This window comes from Agromyces cerinus subsp. cerinus (assembly GCF_900142065.1).
GTDB lineage: Bacteria > Actinomycetota > Actinomycetes > Actinomycetales > Microbacteriaceae > Agromyces > Agromyces cerinus.
On record NZ_FSRJ01000001.1, the window covers coordinates 960,578 to 984,442 of the forward strand.

A 23,865-nucleotide genomic window follows, 5' to 3' on the forward strand; every position below is an offset into this window, starting at 1 on the left:
GCCGAATCAGTAAACTGATCCGGCCTTCTCGACACAAGCGTGCGCGAGGGGGGACTTGAACCCCCACGCCCGTTAGGGCACTAGCACCTCAAGCTAGCGCGTCTGCCATTTCCGCCACCCGCGCTCGTGTCAGGCCGTTCCGATCACTCGGTGGCCCGAGAGAAGACATTAGCACGGTTTCAGAGGTGCCTTCGACCACGGTGGCCAACCACGGGTGCCCCGGCTACCGTGAAGGGCATGGCCCCGTCTCCCCCTGGCACCCCTTCCGATACAGAACTCGACGAGACCGCGATCGTCGCGCGCGACCTGATCCGCTTCGACACCTCGAACTACGGCGAAGGCAGGGCCAACGGCGAGCGCGAGGCCGCCGAGTACGTCGAGGCGCGACTGGCGGCGCTCGGACTCGCCCCGCAGCTCTTCGAACCCGAGCCGCGTCGCACGAGCGTCGTCGCCCGCGTGCCCGGCCGCGATTCGTCCAAGCCCGCCCTGGTCGTGCACGGCCACCTCGACGTCGTGCCGGCCGACGCGCGCAACTGGAGCGTCGACCCGTTCGCGGGCGAGGTGCGCGACGGCATGCTGTGGGGCCGCGGCGCCGTCGACATGAAGGACATGGACGCGATGATGCTGACCGCCCTCGGCGACATCATCGGCTCGGGCTCGCAGCCGGCGCGCGACCTCGTCGTCGCCTTCTTCGCCGATGAGGAGGCCGGGGGAGGCGCGGGATCGGGCTGGCTCGTCGACCACCACCCCGAGCTCTTCGAGGGCGCCACCGAGGCGATCAGCGAGGTCGGCGGCTACTCGATCACCGTCGACGGCCGTCGCGCCTACCTGCTGCAGACCGGCGAGAAGTCGCTGCTCTGGGTGCGCCTCGTCGCGAAGGGCACCGCCGCCCACGGGTCGCGGCTCATCCGCGACAACGCGATCACGAAGCTCGCCGAGGCGATCGCCACGCTCGGCCGCACCGAGTGGCCGGTGCGGCTCACCGACACCACCCGCGAGCTCCTCGGCGAGATCGCGGGCGTGCTCGGCGTCGACCCCGAGCAGGTCTCGCCCGACGAGCTCGCACTCGCCACCGGTTCGGCGTCGGGCTTCATCACCGCGACCCTGCGCACGACGACGAACCCCACGCTCCTCACCGCGGGCTACAAGCACAACGTCATCCCCGACCGCGCCGAGGCGCTCGTCGACATCCGCACCCTGCCCGGCGAGGAGGAGGCGGTGCTCGCCGAGGTGCGTGCGCTCGTCGGCGAAGAGGTCGAGGTCGAGATCGTGCACCGAGACGTCGGGCTCGAGGCCGCGACATCCGGTGCCCTCGTCGACGCAGTGAAGCACACGCTCGGGGTGCACGATCCCGGTGCCCCCGTCTTCCCGTACCTGCTCTCGGGCGGCACCGACAACAAGGCGCTCAGTCGGCTCGGCATCGCCGGCTACGGCTTCGCGCCGCTGAGGCTGCCAGAAGGCTTGGACTTCCCGGCGATGTTCCACGGTGTTGACGAGCGGGTCCCGCTCGACGCATTAGTCTTCGGTAGGCAGGTCTTGCGCGACCTCCTGCTCGACTACTGACCGAACGGGTCGGTCTTCGGCAGGCGGGCACTGCGCGACCTCCTCATCGACTATCGACCGAACTCAGTCCTCCTGCTTGTGCGGGGGCGGAAGGCGGATGCACCACGTGATCGAAGCGCTCATCCTCGGCCTGGTTCAGGGGCTCACCGAGTTCCTGCCGATCTCCTCGAGCGCGCACCTGCGCATCCTGGGGGAGTTCCTGCCGGGAGCGCAGGACCCAGGGGCAGCGTTCACCGCGATCACGCAGCTCGGCACCGAGACCGCGGTCGTGGTCTTCTTCTGGCGCGACATCGTGCGCATCGTCTCGCACTGGTTCGGCTCGTTCACCGGCCGAGTTCCGCGCAATGACCCCGATGCGCGCATGGGCTGGCTCATCATCATCGGCTCGGTGCCGATCGTCGTGCTCGGCATCCTGTTCCAGGATCAGATCGAGACGAGCCTGCGCTCGCTCTGGATCGTCGGAACGATGCTCATCGTGTTCGGCCTCATCCTCGGACTCGCCGACTGGGCGGGTGCGAAGCGCCGCAAGCTCGAAGACCTCACGGTGCCGCACGGCATCTTCTTCGGCCTCGCGCAGTCGCTCTCGCTCATTCCCGGTGTCTCGCGTTCGGGCGGCACCATCACGATGGGGCTCTTCCTGGGCTACGAGCGTGCCGCAGCGGCGCGTTACGCCTTCCTGCTGGCGATCCCCGCGGTCTTCGGCAGCGGGTTCTTCCAGCTCGTCAAGAGCCTCGACGAGCCGAGCGTCTACGGACCGCTCGAGACGGCGGCGGCCACGCTCGTCGCGTTCGTCGTCGGCCTGCTCGTGATCGCGTTCTTCATGAGCTACATCTCCAAGCGCAGCTTCCTGCCGTTCGTGATCTACCGAGTGCTGCTCGGCACGACGATCCTGGTGCTGCTGAGCACCGGTGCGATCAGCGCCTAGTCGTCGACCGCCTGCCCGCTCAGCGCGAACGAGCGGATGCCGCGTGGCAGCAGCGACTCGCGGCCGCGCGTGCGCTCAGCGCGGCCCCTCGCCGCGTCCGTCGGCGCGGCCGCCCGGCTCCTCGCCGCGACGGCGGAGGTAGCGCTCGAACTCCTGCGCGATGGCCTCGCCGCTCGCCTCGGGCGCGTCGACCGCGTCGCGCGCCTGCTCGAGCTGGGTGATGTAGCCGGCCATCTCGTCGTCTTCGGCGGCGAGGGCGTCGACGCCGGCCTCCCAGGCCTTCGCGTCGACCTCGAGGCTGCCGCGGGGGATGGAGAGCCCGGTGAGCTCCTCGACCTTGCCGAGCAGGGCCAGGACCGCCTTCGGCGACGGCGCGTTGTGCACGTAGTGCGGCACCGACGCCCAGAGCGAGACCGTGGGGATGCCGGCGCGCTCGGCCTGGTCGGCGATGACGCTGAGAATGCCGACGGGGCCCTCGTAGGTCGAGCGTTCGACGCCGAGTGCCGAACGCACCTCGGGGTTCTCGCTCGAGGCGAAGACCGACAGTGGCCGGGTGTGCGGCGCGTCGGCGAGCATCGCGCCGAGCAGCACGATGCCCTCGATGTCGGCGGCGAGGGCGGCATCGACGAGCTCGGCGGCGAATCCCTTCCAGCTGCGGGCGGGCTCGGCGCCGAGCAGCACGTGCAGGGTTTCAGCGCCGGGGCCCGTGACCCGGTCGTCGTCCTCATCGGATGCCGGGAGGCCGCCCGGGCCCATGACCGCGGCACCCGGCCACTCGAGTCGGCGTGTGCCGTCGTCACCGAGCACGATCGTGGGGCGGGTGAACTGGTAGTCGAAGTAGAGCTCGGGGTCGACCGCGGCGATCTCGACCAGACCGAGGCGCTCGACGAGGAGCTTGGCCGCCCCGGTCGCCGCCTCTCCGGCGTCGTTCCATCCTTCGAATGCGACGACGAGCAGCCTTCCGCCCTCGAAACCGGCCGGCTGATTCACTCCTGGTGCCCCGCTTCCCGCCCCGGATCTCCGGGTTCACCTCCACAATAGGCCGTGCCCGTAGACTTGTCGGTTGTGACCACTCGCCTCCCCGCCGCAGTCCTCTGGGACATGGACGGCACCCTTGTCGACACCGAGCAGTACTGGATGGCCGCAGAGACGGAACTGATGGAGGCCTTCGGACTCCCGTGGAGTCACGACGACGCGCTCGAACTCGTCGGCAGCGGCCTCTGGGACGGCGCGGCCTACTTCCAGGCGAAGGGCGTCGACCTCGACGCCGACACGATCGTGAACCGCCTCACCGAACGGGTGCGCGAGCAACTCGAGGAGCACGGCGTGCCGTGGCGACCCGGGGCGCGCGAGCTGCTGCAGGCGCTGCGCGAGGCATCCGTGCCCACCGCACTCGTGACCATGTCGGTCCGGTCGATGGCCGACGACATCGTCGCGGCCATCCCGTTCGAGGCGTTCGACCTGATCGTCTCCGGCGACAGCGTCGAGAACGCGAAGCCGCACCCCGAGCCGTACCTCACCGCCGCAACGCAGCTCGGCGTCGACATCGTCGACTGCGTCGCCATCGAGGACTCGCCCACGGGCCTCGCCTCGGCGCACGCGTCGGGGGCGATCGCCCTCGCCGTGCCGAACTTCATCCCGCTCGACGGCCTGCCGGCCGCCGCACTGTGGCCGACGCTCGACGGCACGACCGTCGACGACGTCGCCGCACTCCTGACGATTCGCGAGGTCACGGCATGATCGAGAGCAGAGGCGAGCAGAGCGGCCCGTTCCGGGTCGGCGACCGCGTGCAACTGACGGGGCCCAAGGGGCGCCTGCACACGATCACGCTCCAGCCGGGCCAGCACTTCCACTCGCACAAGGGGTTGCTCGCGCACGACGACCTGATCGGCCGACCCGACGGCTCCGTCGTCGCGAACCAGGCCGGCGTCGAGTACCTGGCCCTTCGCCCGCTGCTCACCGACTTCGTGATGTCGATGCCGCGCGGCGCGGCGATCGTCTACCCGAAGGACGCCGCGCAGATCCTCGCGCAGGCCGACATCTTCCCGGGCGCACGCGTGGTCGAGGCCGGCGTCGGCTCCGGCGCGCTCTCGCTCTGGCTGCTTCGCGCCATCGGCCCGGCCGGTCATCTGTACTCCTTCGAGCGACGCGACGACTTCGCGAGCGTCGCACGCGGCAACGTCGCCACCTTCCACGGCGCCGACCCCGAGAATTGGTCGATCACCCTCGGCGACCTGGCGGAGGTGCTGCCCGAGACGGTCGACGAGGCATCCGTCGACCGTGTCGTGCTCGACATGCTCGCCCCGTGGGAGTGCCTCGAGTCCGTCTCCGCCGCGCTGAAGCCCGGCGGCGTGCTGCTCTGCTACATCGCCACGGCCACTCAGCTCTCGCGGGTCGCCGAGGCGATCCGCGCCACGGGGGAGTACACCGAGCCGCAGTCGTCCGAGACGATGGTGCGCGGCTGGCACGTGCAGGGTCTCGCCGTGCGCCCCGACCACCGCATGATCGCGCACACGGGCTTCCTCATCACCGCCCGGCGACTGGCGCCCGACACGATCCTGCCCGAGCTGAAGCGTCGCGCCTCGAAGACCGAGTTCAGCGATGAAGACGTCGAGGCCTGGACCCCCGGCGCGCTCGGCGAGCGCAACGTGAGCGACAAGAGCCTGCGCAAGCGCGTCAGGCAGGCGGATGCCGCGGCCACCCGCTCGCGCGCCGGCGACGAGTCCGCGCCGACGTCGACGACCGACGACTCGCCCGAGACGGAACCCGCCGGTCAGGGCGGGTAGGCTTTCAACGCCCATCACCGATCACCCAAGAATCGAGGATCAGTGCGCTCGTCATTCGCGCTCATCGCCACGGCCGGCATCATCGCCCTGACGTTGTCGGGTTGCGCTTCGGCGCCCGCCCCCGAGGCGGGATCCGGTGATTCCTCCGACGCAGTCACGGTGAAGGGCGACTTCGGCGACACGCCTCGCGTCACGTTCCCGACGCCGCTCGAGCCCGACGAGACGCAGTGCACCGAGGTCATCGAGGGCGACGGCGAGCTCCTCCAGGAGGGTCAGATCGTGCTGCTCGGCGCGTCGCTCTTCAACGGTACGACCGGTGAATCGGTGCAGTCCGTCGGCTACGACGGTGAGCCCGTCCCGCTCGCGGTCGGCGGCGACACGTTGACGGCCTTCACGAAGGGGCTGAGCTGCGCCCGCGAAGGATCTCGGGTCGTCGTGGTTGCGCCGTCCGAAGAGGCCATCCGGCCGTCGGACGACCCCACGAGCGCAGAAGGCGGCGACAGCGTCGTGGCGGTCTTCGACGTGCAGCGCGCATTCATGCCGCGCGCCGACGGTGCGGTGCGGCTCAGCCGCGACGGCTTCCCCGCCGTGGTGCTCGCACCCGACGGCCGCCCCGGCATCACGGTGCCGAAGGCCGCTCCCTTCGAGACCACCCAGGTGGAGGTCCTGAAAGAGGGTTCGGGCGAGGTCGTGGAATCCGGTGACGCCGTGGTCGTGCACTACACCAGCGTCACCTGGGACGAGAGCGACGTGTTCGACTCGACCTGGGAGAAGGGCGCCCCGACCATCGTCACCGTCACCGACGGCGAGGGCGGCCAGATGCCCGCGGGCTTCTCGGAAGCGGTCATCGGGCAGAAGGTCGGTTCGCAGGTCGCGGTCGTGGTGCCGCCGAGTGCCGGCTTCGGCGACCAAGGGAACGCCTCGGTTCCCGCAGGTTCCACGCTCTTTTACGTCATCGACATCCTGGGCGTGATCTGAGCCCGTCGAGGCGGCCCTCGCCGTCACCGCGGTTCAGTAAGATCGCACGTGTGGCGAGCGGCGGAGTGAACAAGGGCGAGTCGAAGATCCCGGTCGAGGACCGCTTGTTCAGCCTCGTGCTCGCATTGCTCGCAACCGAGACGGGTCTGCTGAAGTCCGAGATCCTGTCGACGGTGCGCGGCTACGCCGAGCGATTCGATTCCGCCGGTCAGAATGCGAATCTCGAGCGCCAGTTCGAGCGTGACAAAGACGACATCCGCGAGCTCGGCATCCCGCTCGAGACCGTCGAATCGCCCGATCGCCCCGGCGACAACCAGGCGCTGCGCTACCGGATCCCCAAGGGCCAGTACGACCTGCCCGATGAGGTGCGGTTCACGCCCGACGAGCTCGCGCTCCTCGGGCTCGCCGCCGAGGTCTGGCGCGAAGCGTCGCTCTCGGCCGACTCGCAGCGCGCGCTCACGAAGCTCCGTTCCCTCGGCATCGAGCCACGTGAACCGGTGATCGGCTATGCACCGCGACTGCGCGTGCGCGACACGGCGTTCGAGCCGCTGCGACAGGCGCTCGACCGTCGCCAGTCGGTGCGGTTCGGTTACTTCAAGCCCGGTGAGGCCGAGCCGCGCCGGCGCACGGTCGACCCGCTCGCCGTCGTGCTCCACGACGGCCGGTGGCACCTGCATGCGTACGATCACGACGCCGCCGGCCCCCGCACCTTCCTGCTCTCGCGCATCATTGGCGACGTGACGCCGGTGCCCGGCTCGAGTTTCGAGGCGCCGCCGCTCGGCGTTCAAGACCGCATCATCGCCGAGCTGCAGGAGCTGCACGAGCGCAACGTCGCCGACCTCGCGGTCACCGGCGGCAGCGACGCAGAGGTGCGGCTCGGCAAGCGCGCGATCGAGGGCGATGAAGATGCCGGGGTCATCCGCCTGCACTACACGGATGCCGCGGTGTTCGCCGACGAACTCGCCGCATACGGTCCCGAGGTCCGCGTGCTGTCGCCGGTGATGCTGCGCGATGCCGTTCGCGACCGGCTCCGCGCCGTCGCAGCCGCACACCGCGACGTCTCGGACGAAACAGCAGGGGAGGGGCAGTCCTGATGGCCAAGCGCTCGAAGCCGTTGAAGGCGCCCGACAAGCTCGTCTTCCTGCTTTCCTTCGTGCCGTATCTACTCGAACAGCGCGTCGTCGACGTCGACGAGGCGGCGGCCCACTTCGGGCTCACCGAAGACGAGATCCGCCACGCCGTGCGACTCATCGCGACGTCCGGGCTGCCCGGCGAGACCGGCACGTACCAGCCGAACGACCTGTTCGACATCGACTGGGACGCCTTCGAGGAAGACGACGTGATCGTCATCGTGCATCACGTCGCGATCGACGATGCACCGCGACTGTCGGCCCGTGAGGCGGCGGCGCTCATCGCCGGTCTGCAGTACCTCTCGGCATCGCCCGAGAACGCCGGCAGGGCCTCGCTCGCCTCGCTCATGGCCAAGCTCACGGCCGGGGCATCCGCTGCACCCAGCCGTCTGGCGGTCGCGGAGACCGAAGCGGATGCCTCGCTGGCCCTGATCCGCGAGGCCGTGACGGGCGGCCGTCAGCTCGAGTTCGACTACCGCAACGCGCTCGGCGTCGCGGGGCGTCGACGCGTCGACCCGCTGCGCATCCTCTCGCAGGACGCCGACTGGTACCTGCAGGCCTATTGCCACACGCGCGAAGACGTGCGGAACTTCCGGGTCGACCGCATGAGCGAACTACTCGTCTCCGACACTGCGATCGAAGACCACTCCGACCGCACGGTGCCCGACACGCTCTTCCAGAGCTCGGACTCCGACCTCGACGTGGTCGTCGACGTCGCCCCCGAGACGTTGCCGCTGCTCGCCGACTACCTCGCCGACGCTCGCACCGAACAGGTCGACGGGCGTCTGCGGGTGACGTTGCGCCTGGCGCACGTGCACGGTCTCAAGCGCCTCGTCGCCGGACTTCCCGGCCTCGTGACCGTCGTGTCGCCGGCCGAGGCTCGAGCCGTCGTCGCGGAGTGGGCGGCAGCGGGCTTGGCAGGCTACGCTGAACCCGTACCCTCCGATGTCGGGCGGGACCAGCCTGACATCGACGACAGGTAGACTGTCGTCACCCTCACTGACGAAACGGACGAACCCCCATGTGGCAAGGCTTCACTGGTTGGCACGCGCTGATCATCCTCGTGGTCATCCTGTTGCTCTTCGGAGCTCCCAAGCTTCCCGCGCTCGCCCGTAGCCTCGGACAGTCGATGAAGATCCTCAAGACCGAGGTTCGTTCCGACAAGACCGATCCCGACGCGACCGACGAGACGCCGAAGGCCGACGCCCCGGATTCCGGCAAGAACTCCTGACCACGGTGACCGCGGTGAAAGATCGCGGTGAGAAGGACCGCGAGAAGCGGATGTCGCTCGGTCAGCATCTGATCGAGCTCCGCAAGCGCCTCTTCATCTCCGCGATCGCGATTGTGGTGGGCGGTGTGCTCGGCTGGTGGCTGACCGACGTCCTCGTCTGGGAAGCGATTCAGGCCCCCGTGCACAACGTCGCCGAGGCCCAGGGCACCGAGACGGCGATCGTCTTCCCGACGATCTCGAGCGCGTTCGACCTGCGACTGCAGATCGCCTTCACGATCGGCCTGGTGATCTCGAGTCCGGTCTGGCTGTACCAGATCTTCGCGTTCCTCGTTCCGGGGCTCAACAAGAAGGAACGGCGGTTCACGCTCGCCTTCTTCGCGACCGCGATCCCGTTGTTCTTCGCGGGCTGCGCAGCCGGATGGTTCGTGCTGCCGAACATCGTGAAGCTCATGACGAGCTTCGTGCCGGGTGACGCGCTGTCGCTGCTCACGGCGAAGGAGTACATCGACTTCGTGCTGAAGCTCGTCGTCGCGATCGGCGTCGCCTTCGTGGTGCCGGTGTTCATCGTGCTGCTGAACTTCGCCGGTGTGATCAGTGCCGCGTCGATCATCAAGTCGTGGCGAGTGGCGATCCTCGTGATCGTGCTGTTCACCGCGATCGCGACGCCGTCGGCCGATGTCGTCTCGATGTTCATGCTCGCCATTCCGATGATCGTGCTCTACTTCGCGGCTTGGTTCCTCGCGCACCTGCATGATCGTCGTGTCGCGCGCCGCAACCTGCTCGAATTCGGGGAGCCTGTCTAGGCTGGAGGGGTGATGAGCCTCTCGCCGGCCGAGCGTTACGCGCTCTCCCGTCAGCAACGCAGCCAGCCGCGTCTCGCCGACTTCGTCGCGGGTCAGCGATTCGACCTCGATCCGTTCCAGCTCGCCGCCTGCGGCGCGCTGGACGATGGGCGCAGCGTGCTCGTCGCCGCGCCGACCGGCGCGGGCAAGACGATCATCGCCGAGTTCGCGGTGTTCCTCGCCATGCAGGAGCAGGGCGCGAAGGTCTTCTACACGACCCCGATCAAGGCGCTCTCGAACCAGAAGTACCAGGAGTTCGTCGACACCTGGGGCGCCGAGTCGGTCGGCCTTCTCACCGGAGACACGAACGTCAACTCGGGTGCGCGCATCGTCGTGATGACGACCGAGGTGCTGCGCAACATGCTGTACGCCGACTCGCCGCTGCTCGATCGTCTCGCGTACGTGGTGATGGACGAGGTGCACTACCTCGCCGATCGCTTCCGCGGGGCCGTCTGGGAGGAGGTCATCATCCACCTCCCCGAGGCGGTGCGCCTCGTCTCCCTGTCGGCCACGGTCTCGAACGCCGAGGAGTTCGGCGACTGGCTGCAGGCCGTGCGCGGCGACACCGACGTCATCGTCTCCGAGGAGCGGCCCGTGCCGCTCGAACAGCACGTGATCGTGAAGTCGAAGATGCTCGACCTCTTCGACTCCTCGGGACAGGCATCGACGAATCGGGTGAACCCGGAGCTCAAGCAGCTCGCGCGGGCGGGCGGGCGATCGATCTCCGGTCGCTCGACTCGCGGGCAACGCGGTGGCGACCGGGGCAGGTATCACCGCGACGTCCGGGCGGGCAACGGTCGGGCGGACCGCCCCGAGGTCGTCGCGATGCTGCAGGGCAAGAACCTGCTGCCCGCGATCGTGTTCATCTTCTCGCGCGCCGGGTGCGATCAGGCGGTGCGCCAAGTGCTGCGCAGCGGCATCCGTCTCACCGAATCCGCGGAGCGCGCTGAGATCCGGCAGATCGTGGAGTCCCGGGCCCGGATGCTCCGCGACGAGGATCTCGCGGTGCTCGGCTACTGGGAGTGGCTCGAGGGTCTCGAGCGCGGCGTCGCCGCCCACCATGCGGGCATGCTCCCGGCGTTCAAGGAGATCGTCGAGGAGCTGTTCCAGCTGAAGCTCCTGAAGGTCGTCTTCGCGACCGAGACGCTCGCCCTCGGCGTCAACATGCCGGCTCGTTCGGTGGTGCTCGAGAAGCTCGAGAAGTTCAACGGCGAGGCGAGGGTGCCGATCACGCCGGGGGAGTACACCCAGCTCACCGGTCGCGCCGGTCGCCGCGGCATCGACGTCGAGGGCCATTCGGTCATCCAGTGGGTCGACGGCCTCGATCCCGAAGCCGTCGCCGCGCTCGCCTCACGGCGCAGCTACCCGCTCAACTCGAGCTTCCGGCCCACGTACAACATGGCCGTCAACCTCATCGACCAGTTCGGCCGTGAGCGCACCCGCCAGATCCTCGAGCTCTCGTTCGCGCAGTTCCAGGCCGACCGTGCCGTGGTCGACCTCGCCCGCACCCTCCGCAAGCAGGAGGAGTCGATGGCGGGCTTCGAGCAGGCGATGCGCTGCCACCTCGGCGACTTCGGCGAGTACGCCGCCCTCCGGCGCCGCATCGGCGAGATCGAGCGGCAGTCGTCGAAGGGCAACCCGACGCATGCGCAGCGCGATCGCATGCAGCGCGACCTCACGGACGCGCGCAAGGCGATGCGCGCCCATCCCTGCCACGGCTGCGCCGAGCGCGAATCGCACGCCCGCTGGGCCGAGCGCTGGTGGCGGCTGAAGACCGAGCACGAGCAGCTCTCCCGTCAGATCCGCACCCGAACCGGCCAGGTCGCGAAGCGCTTCGACCGGGTCACCGAGGTGCTCGAGTCGCTCGGCTACCTCGACCGCGACGCATCCGGGGCCCTCGTCTCCACCTCGTCGGGGCGCATCCTGAAGCGCATCTACGGTGAACGCGACCTGCTCGTGGCCGAGTGCCTGCGGCGGGGCCTCTGGGACGGCCTCGACGAGGCCGGCATCGCCGCGATGGCGGCATCGCTCGTCTACGAGCCGCGCCGCGACGACAGCAACGTCGAGTACCGGCTGCCCCGTGGCCGGTTCCGTGAGGCGTTCGAACGCACGGCCGACACCTGGGCGGTGCTCGACGACGTCGAGCGCGACCATCGACTTCCCGGCAGCGAGGTGCCCTCGCCTGCGCTGGCGTCGGCGATGCACGCGTGGGCTCGCGGCACGAGTCTCGGAACGGTGCTCGCCGACACCGAGCTCGCGGCGGGCGACTTCGTGCGCCTGTCGAAGCAGGTGGTCGATCTGCTCGACCAGGTGTCGATCGTCGCCGATGCCGAACTCGGGGCGACGGCACGGTCCGCGATCGACGCCGTGCGGCGCGGGGTCGTCGCGTACGGCGCACCCGCGTGAGCGCGCCCATCGGTCGCTTAGGCTGATCTGGTGCCCGAGAAGACCCATCGACCCATGCTGCCGCTCTGGGGCGCGGTGCTCGCCGCGGCTGCAGGCGGGTTCGCTTACGACCTCGGCTTTCCGGGTGCGAGCATCTGGCCGCTCGCGTTCGTCGGCATCGCGCTCGCACTGATCAGCCTCGTCGGGCGGTCGTCCTGGGGAGCCGCCCTCGTGGGTCTGGTCTTCGGGCTCTCGTTCTACATGCTGCAGGTCTCGTGGACCTCGCTCTACCTCGGTCCGGTGCCGTGGCTCGCGCTCTCGATCCTCGAGTCCCTCTTCGTCGCGGGCGGGGGCGTGCTGATCGCGCTCGCGTACCGGTGGTTGCCGCGTGTGAGCGACTCGCGGTGGATACGCCTGGTCGCGCTGCCGCTGCTGGTCGCAGGTCTCTGGTGCGTGCGCGAGGCTGCGAGCGGCACCATGCCCTACGGCGGATTCCCGTGGGGCCGGGCGGCACTCAGCCAGTCCGAGAGCCCGTTCGCCCAAGTCGTGTCGTGGGCAGGTTCGACGGGGCTGAGCTTCGTGATGGTCGCCATCGTGGCCGGAATCATCGAGTGGGTGCGGCTCGCGGGTTGGCGCCGGCCGGTCACCGTGCTGCCGGTCGTCGGGCTGCTCGCCGTCGCGATGCTGGTGCCCGCTTGGCAGACGGCGCCGGCGGGGGACCTCCGCGTCGCGAGCGTGCAGGGCGACGGACCGGCCGGGTACTTCGACGAGCGCGAACCCGGCGACGTGCTCGCCGCGCAGCTTGCCGCGACCGAGCCGATCCTCGACGAGCCCGGCATCGACGTGCTGCTCTGGCCCGAGGGCGGTTCCGACATCGACCCGACGCGCAGCGAGTCGGTCGCCGGCATCTTCGATCGGTTGAGCGAAGAACTCGATGCGCCGGTCGTGCTCAACACGGTGACCATGCGCGACGACGAGTACTTCAACACCTCGATGCTGTGGCGTGCGGGGGAGGGCGCCGTCGAGATGTACGACAAGCGGCACCCGGTGCCCTTCGGCGAGTACATCCCCGATCGTGACTTCTGGTACTCGCTCGCACCCGACCTGATCGGCCTCGTGCAGCGCGGCTACACCCCGGGCACGAACGCCCCGGTGTTCGACCTCGGCGACGCCGTCACCGGGCTCGCGATCTGCTTCGACGTCATCTACGACGACGTCATCTGGGAGGGCGCACGCGACGGCGCGCAGCTCTACATGTTCCAGACGAACAACGCCGACTTCCGGGGCACCGATGAGAACGAGCAGCAACTCGCGATCGCTCGGCTCCGGGCGATCGAGACGGGTCGCTCGGTCGTGAACATCTCGACCGTCGGCACGAGCCAGGTGATCGACCCCTCGGGTCGCACGATCGACTCGCTGCCCGCCTACGAGCAGGGTGCGATGGTCACCGACGTCGAACTGCGCGACGGACTCACGCCGTCGGTCGTGCTCGGCTCGAGCGTGCCGATGGTGATCGTGATCGGTTCACTGGCGGCACTGATCGCCGCCGGGGTCATCGCACGCCGACGGTCTCGCGACCGCGGCGGCGATGACGACGCCATCGCTGCGGATGCCGCCTAGGCGCCGATCTTCTGGCCGCGACGGGCGCGAAGATAGCTGAGCCGCTCCTCGAGCAGCTCTTCGAGCTCGGCGCGCGTGCGTCGCTCGAGCAGCATGTCCCAGTGGGTGCGGGCGACCTTCTCGCCCGAGCGGTCGATCTCGACCGGCTTCGAGTCCACGAGCAGCACAGCGGATGCTCCGCAGTGCTTGCACTCCCACGACTCGGGCAGCTCGGCCTCGGTCGAGAACGTCATCACGGTCTCGCGTCCGCAGGTCTCGCAGCGATAGGTGTACTCCGCACGGTCTGCGAACACCACGCCGTCTTCACTCTGCAGGCTCTGTGCGCCGATGCGCATGCCTCGAAGGCTCCTGTCCGCCATGGCGTACTCCTCTCGCTCGTCTCCATGTCTAAACGATCAAGCTGGGCATTCCCTTTCCGGAGCCTGAGGTTTACCGGGGAATTCTCAGCTTCTTGCTGCGATGAGAGGGAGCGCGAGGTCGGCGCGGTCGGTCACGAGACCGTCGACGCCGAGGTCGAGCAGCCGTGCCATGTCGGCGGAGTCGTTGATGGTCCAGACGTGGACCTCGGCGTTCGCGCGGTGCGCGGCGGCGACGAATCGCGGGGTCACGAGCGGCAGCGGGCCGATCTTCTCGGGCACCTGCAGGGCGCGCGCGCCCCGCAGCGCGCGGGTCACAGCCCGCGTCGAGCCGGTGAGCGATGCCAGTCGGGTGCGGATGACTCCGGCGCCGCCGGCCGAGGTCGCGGCATCGGGCACGAGCGCGGCGAGTCGCCGGCGACGGCTCTCCGAGAAGCTCGTGAGCAGCACCCGGGAACCGGCGCGCACCTTCGAGACCGACGCGACGGTCGCCTCGACCGCGCCCTCGATCTTCACGTCGATGTTGAACCGGGTCTGTGGGAAGGCGTCGAGCGCCTCCTCGAGGGTGCAGAAGCCCTGGCCGTGCCCGAGGTCGATGCGCCGCAGCTCGGCCATGGTGAGCTGGGAGACCTCGACGGCGCGATCGGCGACGCGTTCGAGCGTCGGATCGTGTGCCACGACCGCGACGCCGTCGGCGCTCACGTGCACGTCGGTCTCGACGTACTCGGCTCCGATCGCGACGGCCTTGGCGAAGGCGAGGAGGGTGTTCTCGGGTGCGTCGAGCGCGAGGCCGCGGTGCGCGAGCACTCGCGGCCTCGTCGGCTCGAAGTAGGTGGTGGCCACGGACCTGCCGTCAGAGACGCGGGCCGGTCGCCCCGGGGGCTTCCGTCGCCTGTGGGGGCGCAGTCGGGGTGAACGCCTTGCCGATGCCCTTCAGCGCCTCGGTCAGTTCGCTCGGCACGATCCAGAGCTTGTTCGACTCGCCCTGCGCGATCTGGGGGAGCATCTGCAGGTACTGGTACCCGAGCAGCTTCGGGTCGGCGTCGCCCTTGTGGATGGCGTCGAAGACGGTGAGGATCGCCTCGGCTTCACCCTGGGCGCGCAGCACCGCGGCCTTCGCATCGCCCTCGGCTTCGAGGATGGCGGCCTGTCGGGCGCCCTCCGCCGTGAGGATCGCGGACTGCTTGGTGCCCTCGGCGGTGAGGATGAGGGCACGGCGGTCGCGCTCGGCGCGCATCTGCTTCTCCATCGAGTCCTGGATGGAGTGGGGCGGGTCGATCGCCTTGAGCTCGACGCGTCCGACGCGGATGCCCCACTTGCCGGTCGCCTCATCGAGCACGATGCGGAGCTGCCCGTTGATGTTGTCGCGGGAGGTGAGCGCCTCTTCGAGGTTCAGGCCGCCGACCACGTTTCGCAGCGTCGTGGTCGTGAGCTGCTCGACGGCGCCGAGGTAGTTCGCGATCTCGTACGTCGCGGCCCGGGCGTCGGTGACCTGGAAGTAGACCACCGTGTCGATCGAGACGACGAGGTTGTCTTCGGTGATGACCGGCTGCGGGGGGAAGGAGACGACGGTCTCGCGCATGTCGACGAGGGGGCGCAGGCGATCGATGAACGGCACCAGGATGTTGAGCCCCGGGCTGAGGGTCTTGTGGTAGCGGCCGAGCCGCTCGACCACGCCCGAGTACGCCTGGGGGATGATGCGGATCGACTTCGCCAACACGACGATGACGAAGATGACGATCGCGACGACGACGATCGTCGCGATGATGCCGGAAACGTCCATCAAGCCCCAGTGCTCCTCTCCACCGGAACGACGACCGCCGTCGCTCCGTCGATACCGGTCACGAGCACCCGCTCGCCGACCGCGACATCCGCTTGCTCCGTGATGGGCGACAGCCGAGCCGTCCACACGTCGCCGTTCTGCAGGCGCACCTGACCGCCGGCGGGCGTCACGGTGCGCACGACCTGGCCATCGGCTCCGATGAGTGCGTCGATGTTGCTGCGCGTCGGATCGCCGCCACGACGAAGCATCCGCAGCAGCGGTGGCCGGAGCAGCAGGATCAGTGCGACCGCGACGAGCGCGGCGATGATGAACTGGGCCCACCAGGGGATGCCGAACAGACCGGAGAGCAGACCGGCGACGCTGCCGAGTGCGAGCATGAGGAACGTCATCTCGAGCGTGAACACCTCGATGGTCGCGAACGCGAGGATCAACACGAGCCACACGATCCACGCGTACTGGGTCAGCACATCCAATTCGTTCTCCTTCGCACGGTCTGTACCGAAACTATCAGGGCGGTTGACCCAGTGGGTCGCGCCTCCGGAGTTGATAGTCTCGGTTCGCGTCTTTCGCGCGGACCACGTCCGTCAAGCCCCGAGGAGTTCCCTGTGACCAACCCGCTCGCCCCCGAATCTCTCGACGGCCGCGTCGCTCTCGTCACCGGCTCCTCGCGCGGAATCGGCGCCGACACCGCCCGCTACCTCGCAGCTGCCGGGGCATCCGTTGTCATCAACTACCGCAGCAAGGCCCCCCGCGCAGAGAAGGTCGTCGCCGAGATCACCGAGGCGGGCGGCACCGCCATCGCCGTCGGTGCAGACCTCACCGACGCGGCATCCGTCGCCTCGATGTTCGAACGGGCCGTCGCAGAGCTCGGCCCGATCGACGTCCTCGTGCTCAACGCCTCGGGCGGCATGGAGACGGGAATGGGCGAGGACTACGCGATGCGCCTGAACCGCGACGCGCAGGTCAACGTCGTCGAGGGCGCGCTTCCGCACCTCGCGCCCGGTGCCCGCATCGTGTTCGTCACGAGCCACCAGGCGCACTTCATCCGTACGACGCCGACGATGCCCGAGTACGAGGCCGTCGCGCTCTCGAAGCGCGCCGGCGAAGACGCGCTTCGCGCGAAGCTGCCCGAGCTCGAGGCCGCCGGGTTCGAATTCGTCGTCGTCTCGGGAGACATGATCGAGGGCACCATCACGGCGACCCTGCTCGAGCGCGCGAACCCCGGAGCGATCGAGGCCCGCAAGCAGGACGCGGGCCGGCTGTTCAACGTCGCCGAGTTCGCCGCCGAGGTCGCCTCGGCCGCGGTCGAGCCGGTGCCCGCAGGCAACACCCGCTACGTCGGCGACACCTCGGGCTTCGCCCGCGAGGGCGACGCCTGAGCACAGGCGCCGTGAGGCAACTCGCCTGAGCGAGCGCGCCTGAGACGGCGAAAGCCCGCCGAAGCAATAGCTTCGGCGGGCTTTCGCGTACGTTCGGACTATTCGGCAGCGGGGGTGACGCCGCGTCCGAAGGTGAACGCGCGCACGATCTGCACGATGCCGAGCACGATGAGGCTGATGCCGGCGATCACGAAGAGGATCGCGATTCCCCACAGCGGCGAGAACAGCACCACGATGCCGGCCACGATGCTCAGGATGCCGAAGAAGATCGCCCATCCTCGCGAGCCTGCGTCACTCGACTGGGCCAGCGCGACGATTCCCTCGACGATCCAGAGGATGCCGACGAGGATGCCGAGGAAGATGCCGAAGAAGACGGCCGACTCGCTCGGGTTGGCGAGCACGATGATGCCGCCGATCACGAAGAGCAGGCCCAGGATGATGTCGAGTGTTCTCGCGCCGCCCGAGATGCCCTTCGAGAAGATGCCGAGACCGAGGTAGGCGATGCCGGCGATCAGGAAGTAGATGCCGAACAGCACCGTGATCACGACGGCGGAGTCCTTCGGCCAGAAGGTGATGAGGATGCCGAAGATGAGCGCGACGGCGCCGCTGATGCCGAGCGTCGCGCGGATGGTGTTGATCGCCGACTTCGTGAGTGACGATGCGTCGAGCGAGAATGACGCGAAGACCCCGGTGGGTTGCGACGTAGACATTGTTGTGTCCTTTCTGGGGGCGGCGGGTGCCGTGCAGGGATCAGGCTATGGCCGTCTGCCGCCTGAGTGTCGGATGTGAATCCGCGAGTCTTCGGATGTCGCAGGACGACGGTGTGCTGTCCTTGACGCCCGAATCTTCGAGCTCTCGTCCGCGACCCGGGGTGACTGACAGGATCTGACCATGGCCGAAAAGCTGCTTGCCCTGCCGTTCACCGGGACGTGGATGACGCAGAACAGCCCGGCACGAAGGGTGCCGAGCCACGGGGTCGACCTCTTCGGCGAGCGGTATGCCATCGACTTCGTCGCGGTCGATCTGAAGGGACGCTCGTCGGACCGGCGCGACTGGCGCACGTTCCTCTCGACGGAGCCGGCGGAGCGGTTCCTCGGATTCGGGCAGCCCATCCTCGCGCCGGTCGACGGCGTGGTCGCCGCCGTCCATGACGGCGAGCTCGATCACGACGGCAGGCGGTCGCAGCTCGCCCTCGTGCCGTATGCGCTCGGCCAGGCGGGGCGGTTGCGACAAGGCGTGAACGCGATCGCGGGCAACACCGTGACCATCGCGATTCCCGGCGGCGGAGCCTTCGTCTCGCTGGCGCACCTGCGTCTCGGGTCGATCCGCGTCGCCGTGGGCGACAGGGTCGCGAGCGGGCAGCCGATCGCCGAGTGCGGCAACTCCGGCAACTCGACCGAGCCGCACGTGCACCTGCAGGTGATGAACGCGGCCGACCCGTCGATCGCCGAAGGGCTCCCGATGACGTTCGGCCGCTACCGCGAGCGGCGGCCGGGATCGACGCAACCGCTGCTCGTCGAGGCAGGCATCCCCGGCGAGCGGTCGATCGTGGAGCCGGTCGCCTGATCCGCGTGGCATCTGCGCAGGAATCGAGAAGCGGCGGCGACACCGGACGGCTAGCGTGACGCCATGGACATCACGATTCACTCGAGTTTCCTGCCGCACGCGGACCCCGATGCATCCGTGGCCTTCTACCGCGACGCCCTCGGATTCGAGGTCCGCAGCGATGTGGAGTTCGAAGGGATGCGCTGGGTCACCGTCGGGCCGGTCGGGCAGCCCGGCACCTCGATCGTGCTCGAACCGCCTGCGGCCGACCCCGGCATCACCGACGATGAGCGGGAACTCATCGTCGAGATGATGGCGAAGGGCACCTACGCAGGCATTCTCCTCGCCACCGATGATCTCGATGCCGTGTTCGCACGGCTGCGCGAAGCGGACGCCGAGATCGTCCAGGCGCCCGCCGATCAGGGGTGGGGCGTTCGCGACTGCGCGGTGCGTGACCCCGCGGGCAACATGATCCGCATCCAGGAGGCGCGCTGACCCGCGTCTCCCGGAACTACTCCGCCGCTGCGACCGCGCGATCGAGGGCCGCGCGGATGTCGTCGGGAGACGTCAACGGAACGAGCTCGTCGTTGATGAAGATGGTCGGCGTTCCCTCGGCCCCGAGCGCCACGGCCGCGTCGAAGTCGAACTGCACCCGCGCCTCGGTGGCGGGGTCGGCGACCGCCTCGTCGTAGGCGGCCATGTTGAGCCCGAGGTCGGCGGCGTACTGGCGGAAGACGTCGGCCTTCGACACCTGCTGCTCGCCCCACTCGGCCTGGGTCTCGAACATGCGGTCGTACATCTCCTCGAACTTGCCCTGCTGGGCGGCGGCCTCGACGGCGATGGCGGCCGTGCGGGAGTTCGTGTGCCCGGGCATCGGGAAGTACCGCGTCACGAAGGTCACCTCGCCCGCGTAGTCCGCGCGGAGCTCTTCGACGAACGGGTGGACCGCGCCGCACACCTCGCACTCGAAGTCGAGGAACTCGGTGAACGTCACGCTGCCGTCCTCGGCGACGTCGAGGCGGTGGCTGTTCTCGGCCACGACCGGCGTGGCCGGCGCTGCGGCTCCCGGTGCCGCTGCAGGCGGCTGGTTCGCGGTGACGGCGAAGACGATCCCGACGGCGGCGATCACGAGTCCTCCGATCACCGCGAGCTGGATCTTCGTGCTGTTCTTCATCGCCACGGGGGAGGGCCTCTCGTGCTGTCGCAGGGCGGATGCCTCGGAGATCGTGATCTCCGAGGCATCCGTGGTCTCCGATACAGCGTACGGGAGGCGCCTTCGAGGCGTTCTCAGTCTTCGGGGATGGCTCGCCCGAAGGTCTCGAGCGTGATGACCTCGGGCTCGGGGCCGCCGCGCACGCCGGTGTCGAGCGCGTCGATGGCGGCGAGCTGTTCATCGGTGAGCTCGAAGTCGAAGACGTCGAAGTTCTCGGCGATGCGCTCGGGGCGCACCGACTTGGGGATCGCGGAGCGGCCCTGCTGCAGGTGCCACCGCAGCATCACCTGCGCCGCCGTCTTGCCGTGCTGCTCGCCGATGCCGACGATGACCGGGTCGTTGAAGGTGCTGCGGGCCGCGTCGCCGCGATACGACGTGATGCCGCCGATGGGGGACCACGCCTGGGTGATGATGCCGTGCTCGGCGTCCGCCGCCTGCACGTCGGGCTGGCTGAAGTACGGGTGCACCTCGACCTGGTTGACGGCCGGCACGACCTCGGTGCGCTCGAGCAGCGTCGTGAGGTGCCGGGGCATGAAGTTGCTGACACCGATCGCGCGCACCCGGCCCTCGGCGAGCAGTCGTTCGAGCGCGCGGTACGCGTCGACGGTCCTCTCGAACGCACCCGGCAGCGCCTGGTGGAGGATGAACAGATCGATCGTGTCGACCCCGAGCTTGCGGGCGCTCTTCTCGAATGCGTGCAGCGTCTCGTCGTAGCCGTAGTCGCTGATCCAGACCTTGGTCTCGATGAAGACGTCGTCGCGGTCGAGGCCGGAGTTGCGGATGGCGGCGCCGACGCCGCGTTCGTTCCCGTACGCGGCCGCCGTGTCGATGAGTCGGTAGCCCGTTGCGAGGGCGGTCTCGACCGCCTGCGTGGTGACCTCTGGCGGCGTCTGGAACACGCCGAAGCCGAGCGCCGGCATCGTGACGCCGTTGTTGAGGGTGAGAGGAATGGAAGCCATGTCACCATCAGACACCAGGCGCTGCTCGCGTGGGAGTTCACGATGTGCCGAGTACTGGCAGTACCTCCCTTCCCGCGGCGCGGCGGCCTACCCTCGAGACATGGACAACAGAAGCGAGGTGCGCGAGTTCCTTCGCACGAGACGCGCCCGCATCACCCCCGATGAGGCCGGGCTGCCCGCGTACGGCGGCAATCGCCGGGTGCCCGGACTGCGCCGCGAAGAGGTGGCGATGCTCGCCGGAGTGAGTGTCGACTACTACACCCGCCTCGAGCGCGGCACCCTCGCCGGGGCATCCGACACGGTGCTCGAATCGCTCGCCAGGGCGTTGCAGCTCGACGATGCGGAGTCCGCCCACCTGTTCGACCTCGCCCGTGCCGCCAACGCGTCGCCGACCGTGCGCCGCCCGCGCGCGAAGACGGGGGAGCTGCGCCCGAGCCTGCAGCGCGTCATCGATGCGATCACCGAGGCGCCTGCCATCATCAGCACCACGCGCACCGACTACCTCGCCGCGAATCCGCTCGGCCGGGCCCTCTATTCCGTGGTCTTCGCCGCGCCGCAGCCGAACGGCGCGCGGTTCGCGTTCCTCGACCCGGCCGCGCAGGAGTTCTACCCCGACTGGGATCGCGTGACGCAGGACGTCGTCGCGGCCCTCCGCGGCGAGGCCGGCCGCAACCCGTACGACAAGCGGCTCACCGACCTCGTGGGCGAGCTCTCCACCCGTAGTGAACGGTTCCGAACGCTCTGGGCTGCCCACAACGTGCGCCACCATCGCACCGGGGTCAAGCGCCTCCACCATCCCGTCGTCGGTGACCTGGAGCTGAGCTTCGAGGCGATGGACCTCCCCGCTGATCCGGGGCTGAAGCTCTCGATCTTCACGGCAGAGCCGAACTCGGTTTCGGCCGACGCACTGAAGATGCTGGCGAGTTGGTCTGCGACAGCGGATGCCGCGGCGCCGGCCGCTCGGGTCGACGACGCCTGAGCAGGGATCGTCCCGACGGGGGAGTCGGGGCCAAAATAGTCCTTGACGTGAATATTCGTTGTAGTGAATACTTGCGATCATGTACGAACAGCTCGCGGCACTCGCAGACGCCGCCCGATGGCGCATCATCGAGCTCCTCGCGGAACGCCCCCGCTCGGTGGGCGTCGTGGGGGAGCTCACCGGGTTGCGCCAGCCTCAGGCCAGCAAGCACTTGCAGACGTTGGAGCGCGCAGGGCTCGTCATCTCGCGCAAGTCGGGCCAGCGGCGCATCTACGCGCTGCAGACCGAGGTGCTTCACGCGGTCGTCGCCGAACTGGGGAGGGTGGCCGCCCACGCTGAAACCAACCGAGCAGGTCGCGATGCCTTCGATCAGTACATCGCCTCGATCGGCGCGGAGACGGCAGCGGCTTCCGCCGAAGGCTGGGCGGACGAACGCGAATACGTGTTCCGTCGTGTGCTTCGGGCTTCCCGCGAGGTGGTCTGGAGCCACCTCACCGACCCGGCACTGATCGCCGAATGGTGGACGACCAGGGACCTTCGGCTCGCACGCATCGAGTTCGGTGCGCGGCCCGGTGACCGCCTGCTGCAGGAGTACGCCGACATCGATGATCCGACGGGCGCAGAGGGGGCGATCGGCCGCGCCGAGGGCGTCGTCGAATCCGTCAGGCCGAGCGAGCGTCTCGAGTTCGAGCTTTCCCCGTTGCTGCCCGATGGCAGCTCGGCGTTCACCGCGCACTACACCTACACGCTCGCCGACGCGGGGGAGTGGACCGACTTGGAGGTGCGCCTGCGCATCACCGACAGCACGATTCCATCAGCGGAGTTCATCGCGGGCATCCGCCTCGGGTGGGACCAGTGCGTGGACAATCTCGCCGCGATCGTCGCGGTGAACGCGAACACCAGTGAGGAAGAAGCATGAATTCCACTCAACGCCGAGTCGTCGTCAACACCAGCCTCAGCATCGACGGGTCCTACATCGGTCCTGGCGGTCCGCAGGACTTCGGCTGGGCGATGCCGTACGTGACACTCGACGTCTCGCGCGATCATCTGACCCGGCTGTGGGAGCCCGCCACGACGGCACTGCTCGGCCGCACGAACGCCGAGGGCTTCATGAGCTACTGGCCGGCCGTCGCGGATCAGGATGACGCGGACCCGCGTGACCGGGCATACGGTGCCTGGCTGCGCGACGCCGAGAAGGTCGTGCTGTCGAGCACGCTCACCGAGGCGCCGTGGGACCGGACCCGCGTCTTCGACGAGCCTGCCGAGAACGTCGTCGACCGGTTGAAGGCCGAAGAGGGCGGCGACATCGTCGTGTTCGCAAGCGCGAGCGTGATCAAGGCGCTGCTCCTCGCTGACCGGGTCGATCGGCTTTCGTTCATGGTGTTCCCCGAGATCCTCGGGGGTGGCGAGCGTCTGTTCGATGCGGGCCTGCCCGCCACGACGTGGGAACTCAGCAGCAACGTGACCGGCGAGCACGGCGTCATCGCGCTCACCTACGATCGCGCGCGCAGCGACGGCTGACTCGCGAAGGCGCCTGCCGTGCCGTGCCATACGGCTGAGCCTCCGAGAAATCACCTTCCGGTGCCGCCCGACGACGGAATAGGCTCACGACAACGAGAGGCGAACGGCATGGAACTGCTGTTCTGGTTGGCGGGTTTCGGCGTCATGATCGCGTGCGCCACGGTCTTCCTCGTCGTGCGAGCGCGACGTGCGCGACGGCTCCCGGGTGATCATGACGCATCGATCCCCGGCGAACGGTCGCACAGCGAAGCGACTGCCGCGGCCCACACCGCCGGTGCCGCTCGCCGAGCGTTCTGAACGAACGAACGTACTGACCCGAGGGCTCGGCCCCAGCCGGCGGTCGAGCGTTAGTAGCGCTCCCGCGGGTTGCGCGTGAGTCGCTCTGCGTCATCGATTGCGTGCTGGCGAGCGACTTCGGCGTCGGTCTGCTTGGTCATCCGGCTCGAGGTCGTGCTGCGTCGCCGCTTCAGCCAGCTTGCGATGAAGCCACCACCGACGAGCACGACCGCGAGAATGCCGAGCGTCAGCCATCCGCTCGCATCCATGTCGGGAGGAAGGTCGCTCATGGCGGCAGTCTAGGCCTGCTCCAGCCCTTCCGATCGGCAACGTCTCGAGGATCACCCGGAGGGTTCGTCGTACGGGTCGGGCAGGTAGGCGCTGATGTCGATCG

At 68.9% G+C, this 23,865-nt stretch carries 26 protein-coding genes and 1 tRNA gene; 17 read left to right on the forward strand and 10 right to left on the reverse strand.

The annotated features are described in order from the left end of the window. Nucleotides 1-40 precede the first annotated feature (40 nt). Nucleotides 41-124, reverse strand: a tRNA-Leu gene (locus BUR99_RS04335). A gap of 113 nt (nt 125-237) precedes the next feature. Between BUR99_RS04335 and BUR99_RS04340 the strand changes: the two genes are divergently transcribed. Together BUR99_RS04340 and BUR99_RS04345 are read left to right on the forward strand one after the other, a co-directional pair. Further along, complete coding sequence (locus tag BUR99_RS04340) at nt 238-1,563, forward strand: M20/M25/M40 family metallo-hydrolase (protein ID WP_074259475.1); 1,326 nt, start codon at nt 238-240, stop codon at nt 1,561-1,563. A gap of 97 nt (nt 1,564-1,660) precedes the next feature. Continuing rightward, the gene (locus BUR99_RS04345; RefSeq protein WP_074259072.1) at nt 1,661-2,488 is read left to right on the forward strand and encodes an undecaprenyl-diphosphate phosphatase; all 828 of its coding nucleotides are present in this window, start codon (nt 1,661-1,663) and stop codon (nt 2,486-2,488) included. Nucleotides 2,489-2,563: 75 nt separating this feature from the next. Here the strand turns inward: BUR99_RS04345 and BUR99_RS04350 are convergent, their stop codons facing one another. Next, a complete protein-coding gene (locus BUR99_RS04350) occupies nt 2,564-3,478 on the reverse strand; it encodes a PAC2 family protein (protein WP_074259073.1) in 915 nt (304 codons plus the stop codon). Nucleotides 3,479-3,553: 75 nt separating this feature from the next. Here BUR99_RS04350 and BUR99_RS04355 point away from each other — a divergent pair, with 75 nt between their 5' ends. From BUR99_RS04355 to lnt, 9 genes are read left to right on the forward strand one after another with little or no spacing between them, the layout of a single operon-like run. After that, entirely contained in the window at nt 3,554-4,228 is a 675-nt protein-coding gene (locus tag BUR99_RS04355; protein ID WP_074259074.1) for an HAD family hydrolase, read from the forward strand. Next, nucleotides 4,225-5,274, forward strand: a complete 1,050-nt coding sequence (locus tag BUR99_RS04360) for a tRNA (adenine-N1)-methyltransferase (RefSeq protein WP_074259075.1) — start codon at nt 4,225-4,227, stop codon at nt 5,272-5,274. Before BUR99_RS04355 ends, BUR99_RS04360 begins: the two co-directional genes overlap by 4 nt. 42 nt (nt 5,275-5,316) lie before the next feature. Then, entirely contained in the window at nt 5,317-6,252 is a 936-nt protein-coding gene (locus tag BUR99_RS04365) for an FKBP-type peptidyl-prolyl cis-trans isomerase (RefSeq protein WP_074259076.1), read from the forward strand. 50 nt (nt 6,253-6,302) lie between these two features. Further along, nucleotides 6,303-7,346: a helix-turn-helix transcriptional regulator gene (locus BUR99_RS04370; RefSeq protein WP_234980728.1), complete on the forward strand. Its 1,044-nt coding sequence runs from the start codon at nt 6,303-6,305 to the stop codon at nt 7,344-7,346. Next, on the forward strand, nt 7,346-8,365 hold the full coding sequence (locus BUR99_RS04375) for a helix-turn-helix transcriptional regulator (protein WP_074259077.1): 1,020 nt from the start codon (nt 7,346-7,348) through the stop codon (nt 8,363-8,365). The genes BUR99_RS04370 and BUR99_RS04375 overlap by 1 nt, the downstream gene beginning before the upstream one ends. A 38-nt stretch (nt 8,366-8,403) precedes the next feature. Beyond that, the gene (tatA, locus tag BUR99_RS04380; RefSeq protein WP_074259078.1) at nt 8,404-8,613 is read left to right on the forward strand and encodes a twin-arginine translocase TatA/TatE family subunit; all 210 of its coding nucleotides are present in this window, start codon (nt 8,404-8,406) and stop codon (nt 8,611-8,613) included. A gap of 50 nt (nt 8,614-8,663) precedes the next feature. Next, nucleotides 8,664-9,416: a twin-arginine translocase subunit TatC gene (gene tatC, locus BUR99_RS04385; protein ID WP_074259477.1), complete on the forward strand. Its 753-nt coding sequence runs from the start codon at nt 8,664-8,666 to the stop codon at nt 9,414-9,416. A gap of 12 nt (nt 9,417-9,428) precedes the next feature. Then, entirely contained in the window at nt 9,429-11,861 is a 2,433-nt protein-coding gene (locus tag BUR99_RS04390; RefSeq protein WP_074259079.1) for a DEAD/DEAH box helicase, read from the forward strand. 30 nt (nt 11,862-11,891) lie between these two features. After that, entirely contained in the window at nt 11,892-13,460 is a 1,569-nt protein-coding gene (gene lnt / locus BUR99_RS04395; protein WP_074259080.1) for an apolipoprotein N-acyltransferase, read from the forward strand. Here lnt and BUR99_RS04400 read toward each other — a convergent pair. From BUR99_RS04400 to BUR99_RS04415, 4 genes are all read right to left on the reverse strand, one after another. Next, a complete protein-coding gene (locus BUR99_RS04400; protein ID WP_074259081.1) occupies nt 13,457-13,819 on the reverse strand; it encodes an RNA polymerase-binding protein RbpA in 363 nt (120 codons plus the stop codon). The two genes, lnt and BUR99_RS04400, sit on opposite strands and share 4 nt — an antisense overlap. An 84-nt stretch (nt 13,820-13,903) precedes the next feature. Continuing rightward, on the reverse strand, nt 13,904-14,659 hold the full coding sequence (locus tag BUR99_RS04405; protein WP_074259082.1) for a glycerophosphodiester phosphodiesterase family protein: 756 nt from the start codon (nt 14,657-14,659) through the stop codon (nt 13,904-13,906). A gap of 10 nt (nt 14,660-14,669) precedes the next feature. After that, nucleotides 14,670-15,599 carry an SPFH domain-containing protein gene (locus BUR99_RS04410; protein ID WP_200802688.1) on the reverse strand — a complete coding sequence of 310 codons (930 nt, stop codon included), beginning with the start codon at nt 15,597-15,599 and terminating at the stop codon, nt 14,670-14,672. After that, nucleotides 15,599-16,066, reverse strand: coding sequence for an NfeD family protein (locus tag BUR99_RS04415; protein WP_234980758.1), 468 nt, complete (start codon nt 16,064-16,066; stop codon nt 15,599-15,601). Before BUR99_RS04415 ends, BUR99_RS04410 begins: the two co-directional genes overlap by 1 nt. Before the next feature lie 138 nt (nt 16,067-16,204). Here BUR99_RS04415 and BUR99_RS04420 point away from each other — a divergent pair, with 138 nt between their 5' ends. Beyond that, a complete protein-coding gene (locus BUR99_RS04420; RefSeq protein WP_074259085.1) occupies nt 16,205-16,978 on the forward strand; it encodes an SDR family oxidoreductase in 774 nt (257 codons plus the stop codon). Between the two features lie 98 nt (nt 16,979-17,076). Here BUR99_RS04420 and BUR99_RS04425 read toward each other — a convergent pair whose 3' ends face one another. After that, nucleotides 17,077-17,688, reverse strand: a complete 612-nt coding sequence (locus tag BUR99_RS04425) for an HdeD family acid-resistance protein (protein WP_074259086.1) — start codon at nt 17,686-17,688, stop codon at nt 17,077-17,079. Between the two features lie 181 nt (nt 17,689-17,869). Here BUR99_RS04425 and BUR99_RS04430 point away from each other — a divergent pair, with 181 nt between their 5' ends. Then, nucleotides 17,870-18,544, forward strand: coding sequence for a M23 family metallopeptidase (locus BUR99_RS04430; protein ID WP_074259087.1), 675 nt, complete (start codon nt 17,870-17,872; stop codon nt 18,542-18,544). Between the two features lie 63 nt (nt 18,545-18,607). Beyond that, on the forward strand, nt 18,608-19,018 hold the full coding sequence (locus BUR99_RS04435; RefSeq protein ID WP_074259088.1) for a VOC family protein: 411 nt from the start codon (nt 18,608-18,610) through the stop codon (nt 19,016-19,018). Between the two features lie 16 nt (nt 19,019-19,034). Here BUR99_RS04435 and BUR99_RS04440 read toward each other — a convergent pair whose 3' ends face one another. Together BUR99_RS04440 and BUR99_RS04445 are read right to left on the reverse strand one after the other, a co-directional pair. After that, the gene (locus BUR99_RS04440) at nt 19,035-19,697 is read right to left on the reverse strand and encodes a DsbA family protein (RefSeq protein WP_074259478.1); all 663 of its coding nucleotides are present in this window, start codon (nt 19,695-19,697) and stop codon (nt 19,035-19,037) included. 113 nt (nt 19,698-19,810) lie between these two features. Then, complete coding sequence (locus tag BUR99_RS04445; protein WP_074259089.1) at nt 19,811-20,695, reverse strand: aldo/keto reductase; 885 nt, start codon at nt 20,693-20,695, stop codon at nt 19,811-19,813. A gap of 100 nt (nt 20,696-20,795) precedes the next feature. On the opposite strand from BUR99_RS04445, the gene BUR99_RS04450 reads away from it, so the two are divergent. From BUR99_RS04450 to BUR99_RS04460, 3 genes are all read left to right on the forward strand, one after another. After that, on the forward strand, nt 20,796-21,674 hold the full coding sequence (locus BUR99_RS04450) for a helix-turn-helix transcriptional regulator (RefSeq protein ID WP_074259090.1): 879 nt from the start codon (nt 20,796-20,798) through the stop codon (nt 21,672-21,674). 79 nt (nt 21,675-21,753) lie between these two features. Further along, the gene (locus BUR99_RS04455; protein ID WP_074259091.1) at nt 21,754-22,593 is read left to right on the forward strand and encodes a metalloregulator ArsR/SmtB family transcription factor; all 840 of its coding nucleotides are present in this window, start codon (nt 21,754-21,756) and stop codon (nt 22,591-22,593) included. After that, nucleotides 22,590-23,195 (forward strand): dihydrofolate reductase family protein, encoded by a 606-nt coding sequence (locus tag BUR99_RS04460; RefSeq protein ID WP_074259092.1) that lies wholly within the window; start codon nt 22,590-22,592, stop codon nt 23,193-23,195. The genes BUR99_RS04455 and BUR99_RS04460 overlap by 4 nt, the downstream gene beginning before the upstream one ends. Nucleotides 23,196-23,542: 347 nt before the next feature. Here BUR99_RS04460 and BUR99_RS04470 read toward each other — a convergent pair whose 3' ends face one another. Beyond that, complete coding sequence (locus BUR99_RS04470) at nt 23,543-23,761, reverse strand: hypothetical protein (RefSeq protein WP_074259094.1); 219 nt, start codon at nt 23,759-23,761, stop codon at nt 23,543-23,545. Nucleotides 23,762-23,865 lie beyond the last annotated feature (104 nt).

Excerpts from the sequence above, each read along its gene's own strand:
- BUR99_RS04340 (WP_074259475.1), top strand. The coding sequence starts at position 238 with ATGGCCCCGTCTCCCCCTGGCACCCCTTCCGATACAGAACTCGACGAG.
- BUR99_RS04345 (WP_074259072.1), top strand. The coding sequence starts at position 1,661 with ATGCACCACGTGATCGAAGCGCTCATCCTCGGCCTGGTTCAGGGGCTC.
- BUR99_RS04360 (WP_074259075.1), top strand. The coding sequence starts at position 4,225 with ATGATCGAGAGCAGAGGCGAGCAGAGCGGCCCGTTCCGGGTCGGCGAC.
- BUR99_RS04375 (WP_074259077.1), top strand. The coding sequence starts at position 7,346 with ATGGCCAAGCGCTCGAAGCCGTTGAAGGCGCCCGACAAGCTCGTCTTC.
- tatA (WP_074259078.1), top strand. The coding sequence starts at position 8,404 with ATGTGGCAAGGCTTCACTGGTTGGCACGCGCTGATCATCCTCGTGGTC.
- tatC (WP_074259477.1), top strand. The coding sequence starts at position 8,664 with ATGTCGCTCGGTCAGCATCTGATCGAGCTCCGCAAGCGCCTCTTCATC.
- BUR99_RS04390 (WP_074259079.1), top strand. The coding sequence starts at position 9,429 with ATGAGCCTCTCGCCGGCCGAGCGTTACGCGCTCTCCCGTCAGCAACGC.
- BUR99_RS04400 (WP_074259081.1), bottom strand. The coding sequence starts at position 13,819 with ATGGCGGACAGGAGCCTTCGAGGCATGCGCATCGGCGCACAGAGCCTG.
- BUR99_RS04410 (WP_200802688.1), bottom strand. The coding sequence starts at position 15,599 with ATGGACGTTTCCGGCATCATCGCGACGATCGTCGTCGTCGCGATCGTC.
- BUR99_RS04425 (WP_074259086.1), bottom strand. The coding sequence starts at position 17,688 with ATGTCTACGTCGCAACCCACCGGGGTCTTCGCGTCATTCTCGCTCGAC.
- BUR99_RS04430 (WP_074259087.1), top strand. The coding sequence starts at position 17,870 with ATGGCCGAAAAGCTGCTTGCCCTGCCGTTCACCGGGACGTGGATGACG.
- BUR99_RS04435 (WP_074259088.1), top strand. The coding sequence starts at position 18,608 with ATGGACATCACGATTCACTCGAGTTTCCTGCCGCACGCGGACCCCGAT.
- BUR99_RS04440 (WP_074259478.1), bottom strand. The coding sequence starts at position 19,697 with ATGAAGAACAGCACGAAGATCCAGCTCGCGGTGATCGGAGGACTCGTG.
- BUR99_RS04445 (WP_074259089.1), bottom strand. The coding sequence starts at position 20,695 with ATGGCTTCCATTCCTCTCACCCTCAACAACGGCGTCACGATGCCGGCG.
- BUR99_RS04450 (WP_074259090.1), top strand. The coding sequence starts at position 20,796 with ATGGACAACAGAAGCGAGGTGCGCGAGTTCCTTCGCACGAGACGCGCC.
- BUR99_RS04455 (WP_074259091.1), top strand. The coding sequence starts at position 21,754 with ATGTACGAACAGCTCGCGGCACTCGCAGACGCCGCCCGATGGCGCATC.
- BUR99_RS04460 (WP_074259092.1), top strand. The coding sequence starts at position 22,590 with ATGAATTCCACTCAACGCCGAGTCGTCGTCAACACCAGCCTCAGCATC.
- BUR99_RS04470 (WP_074259094.1), bottom strand. The coding sequence starts at position 23,761 with ATGAGCGACCTTCCTCCCGACATGGATGCGAGCGGATGGCTGACGCTC.